17 protein-coding genes are annotated in these 14,361 nt (G+C 64.1%); 11 read left to right on the forward strand and 6 right to left on the reverse strand.

The window, feature by feature from the left end:
• Positions 1 to 61 precede the first annotated feature (61 nt).
• Positions 62 to 1,129: a DNA replication/repair protein RecF gene (gene recF / locus D3876_RS05065; protein ID WP_119760050.1), complete on the reverse strand. Its 1,068-nt coding sequence runs from the start codon at positions 1,127 to 1,129 to the stop codon at positions 62 to 64.
• A 117-nt stretch (positions 1,130 to 1,246) separates the two neighbouring features.
• Between recF and D3876_RS05070 the strand changes: the two genes are divergently transcribed.
• A complete protein-coding gene (locus tag D3876_RS05070) occupies positions 1,247 to 1,774 on the forward strand; it encodes a hypothetical protein (RefSeq protein ID WP_119760051.1) in 528 nt (175 codons plus the stop codon).
• Between the two features lie 19 nt (positions 1,775 to 1,793).
• Here the strand turns inward: D3876_RS05070 and dnaN are convergent, their stop codons facing one another.
• Complete coding sequence (gene dnaN / locus D3876_RS05075) at positions 1,794 to 2,906, reverse strand: DNA polymerase III subunit beta (protein ID WP_119760053.1); 1,113 nt, start codon at positions 2,904 to 2,906, stop codon at positions 1,794 to 1,796.
• A gap of 246 nt (positions 2,907 to 3,152) precedes the next feature.
• Complete coding sequence (locus D3876_RS05080) at positions 3,153 to 3,722, reverse strand: porin family protein (RefSeq protein WP_119760054.1); 570 nt, start codon at positions 3,720 to 3,722, stop codon at positions 3,153 to 3,155.
• A gap of 137 nt (positions 3,723 to 3,859) precedes the next feature.
• Between D3876_RS05080 and D3876_RS05085 the strand changes: the two genes are divergently transcribed.
• The 8 genes from D3876_RS05085 to D3876_RS05120 all read left to right on the forward strand — a co-directional run bounded on the left by D3876_RS05085 (position 3,860) and on the right by D3876_RS05120 (position 10,620).
• The gene (locus D3876_RS05085; protein WP_119760056.1) at positions 3,860 to 4,495 is read left to right on the forward strand and encodes a histidine phosphatase family protein; all 636 of its coding nucleotides are present in this window, start codon (positions 3,860 to 3,862) and stop codon (positions 4,493 to 4,495) included.
• On the forward strand, positions 4,492 to 4,980 hold the full coding sequence (locus D3876_RS05090; RefSeq protein ID WP_119760057.1) for an invasion associated locus B family protein: 489 nt from the start codon (positions 4,492 to 4,494) through the stop codon (positions 4,978 to 4,980). Before D3876_RS05085 ends, D3876_RS05090 begins: the two co-directional genes overlap by 4 nt.
• A gap of 57 nt (positions 4,981 to 5,037) precedes the next feature.
• A complete protein-coding gene (gene rlmN, locus D3876_RS05095; protein ID WP_238475245.1) occupies positions 5,038 to 6,222 on the forward strand; it encodes a dual-specificity RNA methyltransferase RlmN in 1,185 nt (394 codons plus the stop codon).
• Entirely contained in the window at positions 6,215 to 6,982 is a 768-nt protein-coding gene (locus D3876_RS05100; protein WP_238475246.1) for a sulfite exporter TauE/SafE family protein, read from the forward strand. The genes rlmN and D3876_RS05100 overlap by 8 nt, the downstream gene beginning before the upstream one ends.
• A 194-nt stretch (positions 6,983 to 7,176) precedes the next feature.
• Positions 7,177 to 7,629, forward strand: coding sequence for a hypothetical protein (locus D3876_RS05105; protein ID WP_119760061.1), 453 nt, complete (start codon positions 7,177 to 7,179; stop codon positions 7,627 to 7,629).
• A gap of 118 nt (positions 7,630 to 7,747) precedes the next feature.
• The gene (locus tag D3876_RS05110; protein WP_119761063.1) at positions 7,748 to 8,563 is read left to right on the forward strand and encodes a cytochrome b/b6 domain-containing protein; all 816 of its coding nucleotides are present in this window, start codon (positions 7,748 to 7,750) and stop codon (positions 8,561 to 8,563) included.
• On the forward strand, positions 8,560 to 9,324 hold the full coding sequence (locus D3876_RS05115; protein ID WP_119760062.1) for a molybdopterin-dependent oxidoreductase: 765 nt from the start codon (positions 8,560 to 8,562) through the stop codon (positions 9,322 to 9,324). The genes D3876_RS05110 and D3876_RS05115 overlap by 4 nt, the downstream gene beginning before the upstream one ends.
• Positions 9,325 to 9,387: 63 nt before the next feature.
• Positions 9,388 to 10,620, forward strand: coding sequence for an SAM-dependent methyltransferase (locus tag D3876_RS05120; protein WP_119760064.1), 1,233 nt, complete (start codon positions 9,388 to 9,390; stop codon positions 10,618 to 10,620).
• A 6-nt stretch (positions 10,621 to 10,626) separates the two neighbouring features.
• Here the strand turns inward: D3876_RS05120 and bdcA are convergent, their stop codons facing one another.
• Entirely contained in the window at positions 10,627 to 11,340 is a 714-nt protein-coding gene (gene bdcA, locus D3876_RS05125) for an SDR family oxidoreductase (protein ID WP_119760066.1), read from the reverse strand.
• A 71-nt stretch (positions 11,341 to 11,411) separates the two neighbouring features.
• On the opposite strand from bdcA, the gene D3876_RS05130 reads away from it, so the two are divergent.
• Positions 11,412 to 12,011: a TetR/AcrR family transcriptional regulator gene (locus D3876_RS05130; RefSeq protein ID WP_119760067.1), complete on the forward strand. Its 600-nt coding sequence runs from the start codon at positions 11,412 to 11,414 to the stop codon at positions 12,009 to 12,011.
• A gap of 44 nt (positions 12,012 to 12,055) precedes the next feature.
• Here the strand turns inward: D3876_RS05130 and D3876_RS05135 are convergent, their stop codons facing one another.
• Together D3876_RS05135 and D3876_RS05140 are read right to left on the reverse strand one after the other, a co-directional pair.
• Positions 12,056 to 12,418 carry an EF-hand domain-containing protein gene (locus D3876_RS05135; RefSeq protein ID WP_119760069.1) on the reverse strand — a complete coding sequence of 121 codons (363 nt, stop codon included), beginning with the start codon at positions 12,416 to 12,418 and terminating at the stop codon, positions 12,056 to 12,058.
• A gap of 107 nt (positions 12,419 to 12,525) precedes the next feature.
• Positions 12,526 to 12,945: a DUF1801 domain-containing protein gene (locus D3876_RS05140; RefSeq protein ID WP_119760071.1), complete on the reverse strand. Its 420-nt coding sequence runs from the start codon at positions 12,943 to 12,945 to the stop codon at positions 12,526 to 12,528.
• Between the two features lie 110 nt (positions 12,946 to 13,055).
• Here D3876_RS05140 and D3876_RS05145 point away from each other — a divergent pair, with 110 nt between their 5' ends.
• On the forward strand, positions 13,056 to 14,273 hold the full coding sequence (locus D3876_RS05145; RefSeq protein ID WP_119760072.1) for an argininosuccinate synthase: 1,218 nt from the start codon (positions 13,056 to 13,058) through the stop codon (positions 14,271 to 14,273).
• Positions 14,274 to 14,361: the final 88 nt, after the last annotated feature.

Raw genomic sequence — 14,361 nt, forward strand, 5'->3', positions numbered from 1 at the left:
ATAGCGAAGCGCCGGGCAAAACCCAAGCAAAAGTGGCGTTCCGGTTACCGGGGAATGACGCTCATATAATGCGTCCCGCCATGATTTTGAAGCGGCTTGAACTCTCTGGAATCGCGTCGAAAAGCGCGTCCTCGGTTCCCGTCATCCAGACTTGTCCACCCGCAAGCGCCAGGCGCTCGAAAAGCGCCGCGCGTCGCGAGGGGTCGAGATGCGCCGCCACCTCGTCGAGCAACAGGATCGGGCGCCGCATCATCCGCCCCGCGACAAGATCGGCATGCGCGAGCACGATGCCGAGCAGCAGAGCCTTCTGCTCGCCGGTGGAGCAGCGCTCCGCAGCCTGCGCCTTACCAAGATGCATGACCTGAAGATCGCTGCGGTGCGGTCCGGCAAGCGTGCGTGTCACCGCCGCGTCGCGCGCGCGCCCTTCCGCCAGCTCGCGCGCGAAGGCCTCACGATCCTGCGGCTGCCAGCCTTCGAGCGCGAGGCCCGCCCGGGCGAAGACGCTTTCGGGCGCATCGGCGATCGATGCGGCAAGCGCGGCCACCGTATCGCTGCGCGCCTCGGCAACCGCGATGCCATGCTCGGCCATCTGCGCCTCGAGTGCGGCCAGCCAGTCGGCATCGGGCCGGGTGGCTTCGGCCAGAAGCTTGTTACGCGCGCGCATCGCGGCGTCGTAGCGCGTGGTGTGGACCGCATGGCCGGGATGGAGCGCCAGAACCAGCCGATCGAGGAAACGCCGCCTTCCGCCAGCTCCCTCGGTGAACAGCCGGTCCATCGCTGGTGTGAGCCAGAGGATCGAGAGCCACTCGGCGAGCGCGCTCGCGGCCGCCTGCGCGCCGTTCACGCGCACCAGCCGTCGCTCGGGCGCCTCGGACACCGTGCCCGTGCCGAGATCGACGTCGCCGAGGCGCGCCGCGACCGCAAAGCCGCCCGCGCCGCCGTCTCGCGCCATTTCGGACAGCACCGCACGTCGCAGCCCGCGCCCGGGGGCGAGGAGCGATACGGCCTCCAATATGTTGGTCTTTCCCGCACCATTTTCTCCGGTGAGCACGACGAAACCCGGCCCCGGCGCGAGCAACACGTCAGCATATGAGCGGAAATCGGTCAGGGCGAGGCGGTTCAGTGGCACGCGGGCCTTCTAGAACAAGGCATGGCGCGGCTCAAATGCCGGCGAAATCCGCTGCAGATCATTGCGATTGTGGCAAAAGCCGTGGCATTATGTTCCTCCCCATCGAAAGGACAAGCCATGCCGCACGATCCTTCGTCCCTCCGGTTCCTTTGTCCGCTCCTTCTGCCGCTCGGCATAGCCGCGCTCGCGTTGCCTGCGGCTGCGCAAACACCGCCTAGCAAGCCCCAGACTGCGGAAGACGCGGCAAAGTCGATCGTCACCGATCCGCTCGAGGACACCAATATCCAGGGCAAGAAGATCCCGGCAGCACTCTCGCGGATCGGCGACAATCCCTATTCGCGCAGCGGCACGCAAAGCTGTCAGGCGATCGCGAGCGCGGTGACCGAACTCGACGGCGCATTGGGCCCCGACTTCGACGAGCCCCCTGCGTCAGGTCCCAGCACGGACGCCAAGGCGATCAGCACCGCCAAGGACGTCGCCTTCGGCTTCATACCGGGACGCGGGCTGATCCGTGAAGTCTCCGGCGCCAACAAGGCCGAGCAACGCTACAATCACGCGGTCTATGCAGGGCTTGCGCGGCGCGCGTTCCTGAAAGGCATGGGCGCGCAGCGCGGCTGCAAGGCGCCGGCCGCGCCACGGAGCTAGGGTCTGATCGGTTGAGCCTTCAGACGCGCATCGGCATCAGCACGTAGAGCGCCGGCGCCTTGTCGTTCTCGCGAATCAGCGTGGGGGCGGCAGCGTCGGCGAGATGGACCTCGACCGCATCGCCCTCGATCTGGCCGAGGATGTCGAGCAGATAGCGCGCGTTGAAGCCGATTTCGAAGCCCTCGGAGACGTACTCTCCGGGCACTTCCTCAGCCGCGGTGCCGTTCTCGGGACTTGTGACCGAAAGCGTGATTTTGTCGCGCTCCAGCGCCATCTTCACAGCACGCGTCTTTTCGGTGGCGATCGTGGCAACGCGGTCGACGCCTTCCTCGAAGCTGCGCGGGTCGATCTTGAGCATCTTGTCGTTGCCCGTCGGGATCACGCGGCTGTAGTCGGGGAAGGTGCCGTCGATCAGCTTGGACGTAAGCACTGCGGTGCCCAACCCGAAACGGATCTTGGTCGGCGACAGCGAAACCTCGACCGAGCCGTCGACTTCGTCGAGCAGCTTGCGCAGTTCGGCAACGCATTTGCGCGGAATGATCACATCGGGCATGCCCTCGGCGCCGTCTGGGCGCGGCACGGTGACGCGCGCGAGACGGTGGCCATCGGTCGCCGCAGCCTTGAGCACGGGCTGCGCCTCGTCCGAAACGTGCCAGAAGATGCCGTTCAGATAATAGCGCGTCTCTTCGGTCGAGATCGCAAACCGCGTCTTGTCGATGATCTGGCGGAGCGTCTGCGCGGGCAATTCGAAGCGCGTCGGCAGCTCACCTTCGGCGATCACGGGGAAGTCATCGCGCGGCAGTGTCGCGAGGTTGAAGCGTGCGCGGCCGGCATTGATCTGCATCTTGCCTTCGGACGCCGCGAGCTCGACCTGGCTTCCCTCGGGCAGCTTGCGTGCGATGTCGAACAGCGTGTGCGCCGAGACGGTGGTCGCGCCCGCCTGATCCACCGCGGCCGAAACGCTCTCGACGATCTGGAGATCAAGATCGGTTGCCATCAGCCGAATCGCGCCGTCGGCGCTCGCCTCGAGCAGAACGTTGGAGAGGATGGGGATGGTGTTGCGCCGCTCGACCACCGATTGCACGTGGCTGAGGCTCTTCAAGAGCGTTGCGCGTTCGATCGTCGCCTTCATGTCCTAACCCCCGGGGACTCTTGGATCTGGTTGAACGGGGCACGGCCGCACCCCCATTGGTTCACCCTGCATCCTTAACAAGAAAAAGGGCCGGAGCAAGCGGCTCCGACCCGTTCTTTTTCGTCGTCCCGGCACGGCCCGGAATCATGCTGTCCTATTCGGTGACCCGAAAACGTGCAGAGCGGCGAAGCGAGGCCGGACCGATATAAGGGATATCGGACCCGGCACCGTATTATCGGCACTTCGTCAGAAGCGGATACCGACACCGCCAAGCACCTGGTGGCGCTCGACGCCCTGCTCATAGTTCGAGTAGCGATACTCGCCCTTCACATAGGCCTTGCCGCCGAGCTTCTGCTCGACGCCCGCGCCCACGCGAACACCGTCGAGATGCTGCTTGGCAAGCGTGACCTCGTCGGTGCCGTCGTCCGAAGTGAACTTGGCATCGGCGTTGGTATAGCCGGCCTTGGCATAAAGCAGCGTGTTGGCGCCGACCGTGGTGCCGACGCGGCCGCCGACATAGAGATCGCGGCCGGCCTTCAGGCAAAGACGCGGGTCAGCGACGGTCTCCGCGCCGGCGCAGGTCTTGTTGCTGGAATCCGAATATTCGACTTCGCCGCCAATGACGGCGCGGCCGATCTGTGCGTCATAGCCAGCGGCGATACCATAGCCGATATCGTCGTCGTGCCCGTCGGCCTGGACGCGATCCCAGCCGACCAATGCTTCGACGCGCGGGCCGGTGAAGGGCGCGGCATCCTGGGCGATGGCGGGGGTGGCGGCGACGGTGGCGAGCAGCGTGGCCAGAACGAGAGTACGCATACAAAACTCCATTTACTGCGTATCCCCGGAAACGGGGGACGGCGTGCAAATGGCAGTCGCTGCCTGAACCTCACATAAACCATGGGAAAAAGGCAAATTGTGTTGCAACTCTGCAACAATCGGGGAATGGACACGGGATGAACGGATCGGGGCGCTACTTCATCGCGCGACATGGGGAGACGGTTTTCAACGCCGCGGGTCGGCTGCAGGGCGCGCACGCGCACACGCCACTGACCCGTGCGGGCTTCGCGCAGGCAGATGCGATGGGCGTGACGCTGCGCGACTATCTCGGCCTCAGGCCGGCGTTGACATTGTGGGCATCGGACACCGGCCGCGCACTCCAGACATTGGCGGTCATCACCGAACACCTCGATCTCGACTGGCACGCCGCGCGCACCGATACGCGGCTCGCCGAAATCGGCATGGGCGATTGGGGCGGGCGCTATTATCATGACGTCATGAAGGACGTGGGGCCGATCCTCGATATGCACACAGGGCTTTTCAGCCAGCGTGCTCCCGGCGGAGAGTGGTATGACGATATCGCCGCGCGGCTGCAGGACTGGCTCGACGATACGAGCGGCGAGCCGGGCGACCGGCTGATCCTGATGCACGGGATTTCGAGCCGCGTTCTGCGCGGTATGCTGACCGGCGGCACGACCCGCCCCGACCATCGCGCGCCCGTGGCCGAGGGACTGCCCCAAGGATCTATGGTGATGATCGAGAACGGGCGCGAGACCGTGATCCGCTCGGGCACGGGACACGCTCCCGTATGAGGGCAGTCGCGGCGCTGCTTGGACTCGCGCTGCTGGCGACGCCAGCGATCGCCGCGCGCATCTCGCTCGGCACCTTCGAAAGCTGGGGCGCGTTTCGCGACGACCAGCCCCAGCGCTGCTATGCAATCGCCGAGCCCGTACGCAAATCCTCGAACCAGAACTGGCGCGCCTTTGCCAGCGTATCGCACTGGCCGGGACAGGGCGTCCGCGGCCAGATCCATATCCGCATGAGCCGCGAGCGCGCGACTGAGGCGACTGCTACGTTGCGCGTAGGCGAACGGCGCTTTGCGCTGGCGTCAGGCGGGGCCGATGCCTGGGCGACCGACGCGCGCGCCGACGCCGCCATCGTCGCCGCTATGCGCAGCGCGCAGGACATGGCGGTTGAGAGCCGCGACTCGCAAGGTCGCAGCTTTCGCGACACATATCGGCTGCGCGGCGCGGCCACCGCGATCGACGCCGCGGCTCTGGGTTGCGCGCGGCGCTAGCAAAATCGCCACTTTTGCACTATGTGGCGCGGTATGAACGCCCCACAGACCATAACAATGCCGATTCCCGGCCACATAGACCCTGTGCCCGTGCCGCGCGCCATCACGCCGCGCAAGGACGGACGCATCGATCTGATCGGCCTACCCAAGGACGAGATCCGCGGCTATCTGATCGAGAAAGGCATGGAGCCCAAACAGGCCAAGCTCCGCGCCAAGCAGCTCTGGCACTGGATCTATAATCGCGGCGCGACCGATTTCGCGCGGATGACCGATATCGCCAAGACCATGCACCCCTGGCTCGCCGAGCGCTTCGTGATCGGGCGGCCGCAGGTGGTGGAGGCGCAGGTCTCGACCGACGGTACGCGCAAATGGCTGCTGCGTTCGGACGACGGTCAGGATTATGAGATGGTCTTCATCCCCGACGCGGATCGGGGAACGCTCTGCGTCTCGTCGCAGGTCGGCTGCACGCTCAACTGCCGTTTCTGCCACACGGGCACGATGCGGCTGGTGCGTAACCTGACCGCGGGCGAGATTGTCGGACAGGTGATGCTCGCGCGCGATTCGCTGGGCGAATGGCCGAGCCAGCCCGATGGGCGCCTGCTCACCAACATCGTGATGATGGGGATGGGCGAGCCGCTCTACAATTTCGAGAATGTCCGCGACGCGCTCAAGCTCGTGATGGACGGCGACGGGCTTGCGCTGTCCAAGCGCCGCATCACGCTCTCCACCTCGGGCGTCGTGCCGATGATGGCGCGCGCGGGCGAGGAGATCGGGGTCAACCTCGCGGTCTCGCTCCATGCGGTGACCAAGGAGGTGCGTGACGAGATCGTTCCCCTCAACCGCAAATACGGCATCGAGGAACTGCTACAGGCCTGCGCCGACTATCCGGGCGCCAACAATGCACGGCGCATCACCTTCGAGTACGTCATGCTCAGGGACAAGAACGACAGCGACGAGGATGCGCGCGAACTTGTGCGGCTGATCAGGAAGTTCAAGCTGCCCGCCAAGGTCAACCTGATTCCCTTCAATCCTTGGCCCGGTGCCACTTATGAATGCTCCACGCCCGAACGGATCCGGGCATTCAGCAATATCGTGTTCGAGGCGGGTATTTCGGCGCCCGTGCGTACCCCGCGCGGCCGCGACATCGACGCCGCCTGCGGTCAGCTCAAGACCGCGTCGGAAAAGAAGAGTCGCGCGGAGCTCGACCAGCTCGCTGAGGAAAAGCAGGCGGCGCTTGGCTGATATCGCCGGCCCGGCGGGGCTGGCACTGGCGGCGGGTGCGGGGCTTCTGGGCGGCGCCATGAACGCGCTCGCCGGAGGCGGCACCTTCGCGACCATGCCGGCGCTGATCGCGCTGGGCCTGCCCTCGCCGATCGCCAACGCGACCAGCAACGTATCGCTCCAGCCCGGCGCGATGGTGAGCGCCTGGGCCTATCGCGACGGGCTCGCCCCGTTGAGCGGGCTCTCGGTACGCGCTCTCGTCGTCATCACCTTCATCGGCGGGCTGATTGGCAGCCTGCTGCTCGTGGCCACGCCGACGCGCACCTTCGACATCCTCATTCCATGGCTGCTGCTGCTCGCAACGATCGTGCTCGCCTTTGGCAAGCGAGCGTCGGAGGTGCTGCATCGCCACGTCACCATCGCGCCCGCGGCGCTTGTCACCGTTCAGTTCGCGCTGGGCATTTATGGCGGTTATTTCGGGGGCGGCGTCGGCCTGATGATGATGGCCGCCTGGGGACTGCTTTCCAGGGCCGAGCCGCATCGGCTCGCCGCCCCCCGCACGCTGATGCTCGCGATTGCCAACACCGCCGCCACGATCATCTTCATTGCCTGCGCAATGGTCACATGGCGCTTCGCGGTACCGATGCTGATCGGTGCGATTGTCGGCGGCTATCTCGGCGCCTTGCTCGGCCGGATCCTGCCACCCTCCGCGATCCGCGCAGTCACGATCCTCGCCACCGCCGCGATCACGATCGTCTTCTTCTGGCGCGCCTATAGCTGACGAAGAAGCAAAGCAGGCAGCCGTTCCGCAACGGCCCAAACTGTTGCGCATATGTAACAGCGAACAAACTTCCGCCGCTACAATAGCATCATAAAACTTGAAACAAATCGTACACGAAAATACGTGCTGCGTCGCAACATCAGTTGCGTGAAAACAAAGTACAGTTCGTACGGATATTCAGGGAAAACAATAATATGCGTAAGATTGCCATCGTCGCTGCCGTTGCAGCGGCCACCGTTGCCACGCCCGCTCTCGCCCAGGGTGAAGCACGCGTTGAAGCCCGCGGCGGCATTGCCTGGGCCGGCGGCGATTCCGAGGCATTTGCCGGCGTTGCAGGCGGCTATGATTTCGATCTTGGCGAGAAGGCGTTTATCGGCCTCGAAGCCTCGGCCGACAAGGTTCTGGTCGACGGCGCAGACGTGCTTTTCGGCCTCGGCGTGCGCGCAGGTGCGAAGATCGGCGACGCTGGCAAGCTCTATGCGCTCGGCGGCTATGGCTTCACCGACGACAGCGACGCCGCGTTCATCGGCGCCGGCTATCAGCACAAGTTCGGCAAGAGCTTTTATGGCAAGATCGAGTATCGCATGACGCTCAACGAAGGCTCGAACGTCAACTTCGCCGGGATCGGCCTCGGCGCGGCTTTCTGATCCAGCGGATCAACAAGGCAAGCGAAGGGCGGCCCCGTCGGGGTCGCCCTTTTTCGTGCCGCCGCTCACCCCTTTACATCCAACCGGCTCGGTGTGACGCTTCTTGCCGGAGGCGATGATGGCGAGTGCGGTTGACAAAATCGGAACGGGTCCCGGGCGTCCGCTCGCGCTCCGGCATCGCCTCTCGACGCGCATCTGGCACTGGTCCAATGCATTGGCAGTCTTCGTGCTGCTGATGAGCGGGTTGATGATCTTCAATGCGCATCCGCGGCTCTATTGGGGGCAGTCTGGCGCGAACTTCGATCGCGCGTGGCTCCAGATAGGATCCGACGAGACGCAGGGTTATCTCAAGATCGGCAACCGGCGATGGGACACGACGGGCGTGCTCGGGCGCTGGAACGATGCCAATGGCGTCGCGCAACGCCGCGCCTTTCCGCACTGGGCGACGATCCCGTCGACATACAATCTCGCGCTTGCGCGACGCTGGCACCTGACCTTCGCCTGGCTGTTCGCGTTCGGACTGCTGTGCTTCATGGTCCGCGCCTTCTGGAACCGGCATGTGGCGCGCGATCTCAGCTTCACGCGCGACGAACTCAGCCCACGCGCATTGTGGCGCGACACTGCCAACCATCTGCGGCTCCGCTTCGACCACGGACCGCGGTACAACCTGCTGCAAAAGGCGAGCTATATCCTCGTCATCTTCGCGCTGCTGCCGCTGCTGATCTTCACCGGGCTTGCCATGTCGCCGGGCATGAACGCCGCCTGGCCCTGGCTGATCGATATTTTCGGCGGGCGCCAGTCCGCGCGCTCGATCCATTTCATCATCGCCGCAATGATTGCAGGCTTCATCGCCGTGCACCTGCTGCTGGTGCTGCTCGCCGGGCCGATCCGCGGAATCGGCGCCATGATCACCGGACGGGAGCTTCGCCGATGAGCCGGCTCCTCACGCGCCGCGGCCTGATCGGGGGCGGGCTCGCCATAGGAGCGGGCGGATTGCTCAGCGGTTGCGACAGGCTCGGCGAGAGTCCCGCCTTTCGCAAGATCCTCTCCTGCGGCGAGGCGATGAACCGGCATGCGCAGCGCCTGCTCACCGACCGCAACGCCTTGGCGCGCGAATTTTCCGCTTCCGACATTTCGCCATTCTTCCGCGGCAATGGTTCGCAGAACCCGGGCACGGGCGGCTATCCCGAACACGCCGCGGCGGGCTTCGCCAACTGGCGCGTGCGCGTCTCGGGCCTCGTTGCGCGTCCGCTGACGCTTTCGATGGCGCAGATCCGCTCGATGCCGAAGCGCAGCCAGATCACGCGGCACGACTGTGTCGAGGGCTGGAGCGCGATCGGCAAATGGACGGGTGTGCCGCTATCGCTGCTGCTCGACCAGGCGGGACTGAGCGATCGCGCGCGCTTCGTTGTATTTCGCTGCGCCGACCAGATCGGCGGCGCTCCCTATTATGAATCGATCGACCTGATCGACGCGCTCCATCCGCAGACGATCATGGCCTGGGCATTGAACGACGCGCTGCTCCCCATACGCAACGGCGCGCCGCTCAGGCTGCGCGTCGAGCGCCAGCTCGGCTACAAGCACGCCAAATATGTCCAGGCGATCGAGGCGGTGGCGACCCTCGACGGTATTGGGCTCGGCAAGGGTGGTTACTGGGAGGATCGCGTCGATTACGAATGGTATGCAGGCATATAGACTTGACCTGAGCGTCCCTCGCCTTACCCCTTGAAAAGGGGGAGCAAAGCGTAGGGAGACGCCATGGCTCTGATCGACAGCTTTCTACAGCGGCTCGTGAAACGCGGCACGCTGACGCTCACCGACCATCTCGGAAACCAGAAGACCTTCGGCGTGCCCGATATCGGGTTTGCTGATGTCGCGATCCGCTTCGCGGATAGCGGCGTCGCCAGCTATATCGTCCGACACCCCCGACTGGGCGCCGCTGAAACCTTCATGGACGGCCGGCTGATCGTCGAGAAGGGCGATATTTTCGACCTGATCACGCTGATCCGTAGCAACAGCCCGTGGGAGCGCGGCGGCAAGCTGTCGATCAAGAACCCCGTGCGGCGCGCATTCAGCAAAACCCAGAGCCGCCTCTCCCGGCTCAACTGGGAAGGCCGCTCGAAGCGCAACGTCGCGCATCACTATGATCTCGGCAACGCGCTCTACGAACTCTTTCTCGATGAGGACATGCAGTATAGCTGCGCCTATTTCACCGATCCCGCCAACAGCCTCGAACAGGCGCAGGAGGACAAGAAGGCGCATATCGCGGCCAAGCTTCATCTGAAGCCCGGGCAGCGCGTGCTCGACATCGGCTGTGGCTGGGGTGGGATGGCTCTCTATCTCAACCGGCATTTCGACGTCGATGTGCTCGGCATCACGCTCTCCGAAGAGCAGCTCAAGACCGCGCGCGATCGCGCCACCACCGCGGGTGTATCGGATCGCGTGAAGTTCGAGCTGATCGACTATCGCAATCTGGAGGGGCAGTTCGACCGAATCGTCTCGGTCGGCATGTTCGAACATGTCGGCCCCCCGCACTACCGCGAATTCTTCCGCCAGTGCCGCAACCTGATGACCGATGACGGGGTGATGCTGCTCCATACGATCGGACGCTTCGGCGGCCCGGGCACCACGGACGCCTTCACGCGCAAATATATCTTTCCCGGAGGATATATCCCGGCACTCAGCGAAGTCATCGCGGCGAGCGAGAAGAACCGCCTGATCGCGACCGATGTCGAGACGCTGCGCCTCCACTACGCACTGACCATCCATCACTGGTACAGGCGCACGACCGAGAACCGCGAAAAGATTGTAGCGCTCTATGACGAGCGCTTTTTTCGCATGTGGCAATTCTATCTGGCGGGCGCGATCTCGACATTCGAATATGGCGGCATGGGCAATTACCAGATCCAGTACGCCAAACGCCGCGACACGCTGTCCATCACCCGCGACTATATCGCGAAGGACGAACAACGAGTCGCGCGTAAGATATGAGCGTGGTCAGGCGCCAAAGCCGCCATCGATGGTGTGCATGGCCCCGGTCATCATCGCGCCGTGCGGGCCCGCGACATAGGCTGTAAGCTCGGCGATCTCGTCCGCGTGGATGTGACGCTTGATCGCCATGAAGCTGTGCATGGTTTCGGCCAGGGGACCATTGGCGGGATTCATGTCGGTATCGACCGGGCCCGGCTGGATGCTGTTGACGGTGATGCCGCGCGCTCCGAAGTCGCGCGCCAGTCCACGCACCATGCCCTGCACCGCCGATTTGGTGAGTGCGTAGGCCGCGCCCCCGGGAAACGGCATGACATCCCCGTTCACCGAACCGATCACGATGATGCGGCCATTGTCGTTCATCTTGCGCGCGGCTTCGACTGCTGCGTGATAGGGCGCGCGGACATTGACGTCGATCATTGCGTCAATAACGTCGGCTTCAAGTACGAGCGGGTCGCCGAGCACCGCGGTGCCGGCATTTACGACGAGCACGTCGAGCGCGCCCCGGCTCGCCACCGTGGCGATGAGCGCATCACGATCAGCGCTGTCGGTGCGGATCGCCTCGGCGCCCGTTTCGGTGGCGAGCGCTTCGGCGGCTTCCTTCGATCCTGCATAGGTGAAGGCGACCTTGCCGCCTTGCTCCGCGAGCCGGCGAACAATCGCCGCGCCGATGCCCCGACTACCGCCCAGAACGAGGATATTCTTGCCTGTGAAATCGGTCATGGGGAACTCCCTTGAGTTAATGTAGTGAGTGCTATATATTTAATCACGAATGAGCGTCAAGGAGTTTTTTAGTGCCCACTACACAACAGACGCGCGCGCGTGGCCGACCGCGCGCATTTGACAAGGAAAATGCGGTCGAGACGGCAATGCGGCTGTTCCATGCGCGTGGTTATGATGCCGTTGGGGTGGCTGAGCTGGGCACCGAACTTGGCATCAGGCCACCCAGCTTTTATGCGGCATTTGGCAACAAGGCCGGCCTCTTCGCCGAGGCGCTGGAGCGTTATTACAACAGCGACGCCAATATTTTCTCGATTGCGAGCGAACCGAAGGGCAGCGTGATCGAGGTGATTGAGCGAACACTGATGCTCGCGGCGCAAACCTACCCCGAGCATGACGGTGTAGCAGGCTGCCTTGTGCTTGATGGCACGCGCAACACGACCGATCCCGAGGCGCGCGCGCTGACCGCCGCCGCGAAACAGGCCGGTCGCGACGCGATTCGCGCGTTCATCGCGACCGAGTACCGCGATCGCGCCGAAGAGCTGTCGCAGTTCGTCGCGATTGCGATGGCGGGCATGTCAGCGGCGGCACGCGACGGGGCCGACGAGGCCACGCTGCGCGCCTTTGCCGCCAATATCATCCGCGCCTTTCGCCGCGAGGTCGAAGCGACGTGAAACTGGCGGCCCGCCGGCATGCCGGCAGGCCCTGGTGCCTTTGCCTATTTGCTGGCCATCGCCAGATCGCCCTCAGCCTTGCTGAGCGATCCGTCCTTGTTGGCGTCGGCCTTGGCGAACCATCCGCTCTTCATCGCCATATATTCGGTCTGGGACAGCGATCCGTTGCCGTCGGCGTCGGCGGCTTTCCATTTCGCATCGCCGGCCTTGGCCATGGCTTCGCTCGCGCTGAGCTGGCCATCGGCATTGGCATCCTTCTTTGTCCAGCCCGCGGTGACCGACGCGTCATATTCGGCGCGCGTGATCCGGCCGTCGGCGTCGGTGTCGGCGGTCTTCCACATATCGCCCGCATGGGCAGTGCCGCCGATCGCAAGAATGGCGAACGCGGCAAACAGGGAGCGTTTCATGACTTCCTCCTGAGTTGGCGCGCATCAGGTGCGCCACCTGCCCAAAGAACGTCTGGCTTGTGCCGCATATCCACGGGTTCCGCAGCCCGTCGCGCGAAGCCAACGTCTCAGCGCGGATATTTGCGATCCATACAGGCGAGCGAGGCGATGATCAGCTCCTCAAGCACGGCAAGATCGATGTCGGCGAGCTTCTTCACATACAGGCAGCACTTGCCGGTCTTGTACTTGCCCAGCCGCGCCATGAGGTCGGCGTACTGATCGAAGCTATCCACGACGTACAGAGTCAGCGCGTCCTTGCGCGGGGAGAAGCCGATGCGGGCCATGTCGCCCTCATGCCCACTGTCATAGCGGTAGTGATAGCTGCCGAAGCCAACTATGCTCGGACCCCACATGACGGGCTCATAGCCTGAAAGCCTTTGCATCATCGCCGCGATCTGCTTCGCATCTTCGCGCTTCGTTTCGGGCTCGACGCGACCGAGGAACTGCGCGACGCTCGCTATGGTCGCTTTCGTCTTGATCTCGGCCATACGGGGTCCTCCTGTCACGGCGACGCCATCACAGATGTTGCACCTTGGGGCGATAGCGCATAACCGCGCACGCGACTCCCCAACGCGCAAGCAATTTCAAGGATCATGAGATGAGCGACAAGATCAACCGCGTTGTGCTCGCCTATTCGGGCGGGCTCGACACCAGCGTGATCCTGAAATGGCTGCAGCAGACCTATAGTTGCGAGGTGGTCACCTTCACCGCCGATCTCGGCCAGGGCGAGGAGCTCGAGCCCGCGCGCGCCAAGGCGCAGCTCATGGGTATCAAGCCCGAACACATCTTTATCGACGATCTGCGCGAGGAATTCGTCAAGGACTATGTCTTCCCAATGATGCGCGCCAACGCGCTTTATGAGGGCTGCTACCTGCTCGGCACCTCGATCGCGCGTCCGCTGATCGCCAAGCGCCAGATCGAGATCGCCAGACAGGTCGGCGCCGATGCGGTCAGCCATGGCGCGACGGGCAAGGGCAACGACCAGGTCCGCTTCGAGCTCGGCTATTACGCGCTGAACCCCGACATCAAGGTGATAGCGCCCTGGCGCGAGTGGGACCTCACCAGCCGCACCGCGCTGATCGAGTTCGCTGAGAAGCACCAGATCCCGGTGCCCAAGGACAAGCGCGGCGAAAGCCCCTTCTCGACCGACGCCAACCTTCTCCACACCTCGTCCGAGGGCAAGGTGCTCGAGGATCCGTGGGAGGAGGTGCCCGACTATGTCTTCTCGCGCACCGTCAATCCCGAGGACGCGCCCGACAGCCCCGAGATCATCACCATCGATTTCGAGCGCGGCGATGCGGTCGCGGTCAATGGCGAGGGGCTGAGCCCCGCAAGCCTGCTTGCAAAGCTCAACGAGCTCGGCCGCACGCACGGCATCGGCCGGCTCGACCTGCTCGAGAACCGTTTCGTTGGCATGAAGAGCCGCGGCATGTACGAAACCCCCGGCGGCACGATCCTGCATGTCGCGCACCGCGGCATCGAGCAAATCACGCTCGACCGCGGCGCCGCGCACCTCAAGGACGAGCTCATGCCGCGCTACGCCGAGCTCATCTACAACGGCTTCTGGTTCAGCCCCGAGCGCGAGATGCTCCAGGCCGCGATCGACCACAGCCAGGACAAGGTGACGGGCACCGTCCGCATGAAGCTCTACAAGGGCGCGGCGCACATCATCGGCCGCAAATCGCCCTATTCGCTCTATTCGGAGAAGGTCGTGACCTTCGAGGACGATCAGGGCGCCTACGACCAGCGCGATGCTGAAGGGTTTATTAAGCTTAACGCGCTACGGCTTAGACTGTTAGGACGGCGCGAGGGCTGATGAACGTTCGGGGGGGGCAGAGCCGTGGTGGGAAGCGCGATCATACGCGGTCGCGCTCATCCTGCTGTCCGCCGTCCCCTTGCTTTGG

This window comes from Sphingomonas cavernae (genome assembly GCF_003590775.1).
Lineage (GTDB): Bacteria > Pseudomonadota > Alphaproteobacteria > Sphingomonadales > Sphingomonadaceae > Sphingobium_A > Sphingobium_A cavernae.

What these genes read in the sequence shown, in the direction of transcription:
- D3876_RS05115 (WP_119760062.1), top strand. Translation starts at nt 8,560, where the DNA reads ATGAGCCGGCTCCTCACGCGCCGCGGCCTGATCGGGGGCGGGCTCGCC.
- D3876_RS05110 (WP_119761063.1), top strand. Translation starts at nt 7,748, where the DNA reads ATGGCGAGTGCGGTTGACAAAATCGGAACGGGTCCCGGGCGTCCGCTC.
- rlmN (WP_238475245.1), top strand. Translation starts at nt 5,038, where the DNA reads ATGCCGATTCCCGGCCACATAGACCCTGTGCCCGTGCCGCGCGCCATC.
- D3876_RS05105 (WP_119760061.1), top strand. Translation starts at nt 7,177, where the DNA reads ATGCGTAAGATTGCCATCGTCGCTGCCGTTGCAGCGGCCACCGTTGCC.
- D3876_RS05140 (WP_119760071.1), bottom strand. Translation starts at nt 12,945, where the DNA reads ATGGCCGAGATCAAGACGAAAGCGACCATAGCGAGCGTCGCGCAGTTC.
- D3876_RS05090 (WP_119760057.1), top strand. Translation starts at nt 4,492, where the DNA reads ATGAGGGCAGTCGCGGCGCTGCTTGGACTCGCGCTGCTGGCGACGCCA.
- D3876_RS05085 (WP_119760056.1), top strand. Translation starts at nt 3,860, where the DNA reads ATGAACGGATCGGGGCGCTACTTCATCGCGCGACATGGGGAGACGGTT.
- D3876_RS05120 (WP_119760064.1), top strand. Translation starts at nt 9,388, where the DNA reads ATGGCTCTGATCGACAGCTTTCTACAGCGGCTCGTGAAACGCGGCACG.
- D3876_RS05145 (WP_119760072.1), top strand. Translation starts at nt 13,056, where the DNA reads ATGAGCGACAAGATCAACCGCGTTGTGCTCGCCTATTCGGGCGGGCTC.
- dnaN (WP_119760053.1), bottom strand. Translation starts at nt 2,906, where the DNA reads ATGAAGGCGACGATCGAACGCGCAACGCTCTTGAAGAGCCTCAGCCAC.
- D3876_RS05070 (WP_119760051.1), top strand. Translation starts at nt 1,247, where the DNA reads ATGCCGCACGATCCTTCGTCCCTCCGGTTCCTTTGTCCGCTCCTTCTG.
- D3876_RS05135 (WP_119760069.1), bottom strand. Translation starts at nt 12,418, where the DNA reads ATGAAACGCTCCCTGTTTGCCGCGTTCGCCATTCTTGCGATCGGCGGC.
- bdcA (WP_119760066.1), bottom strand. Translation starts at nt 11,340, where the DNA reads ATGACCGATTTCACAGGCAAGAATATCCTCGTTCTGGGCGGTAGTCGG.
- D3876_RS05080 (WP_119760054.1), bottom strand. Translation starts at nt 3,722, where the DNA reads ATGCGTACTCTCGTTCTGGCCACGCTGCTCGCCACCGTCGCCGCCACC.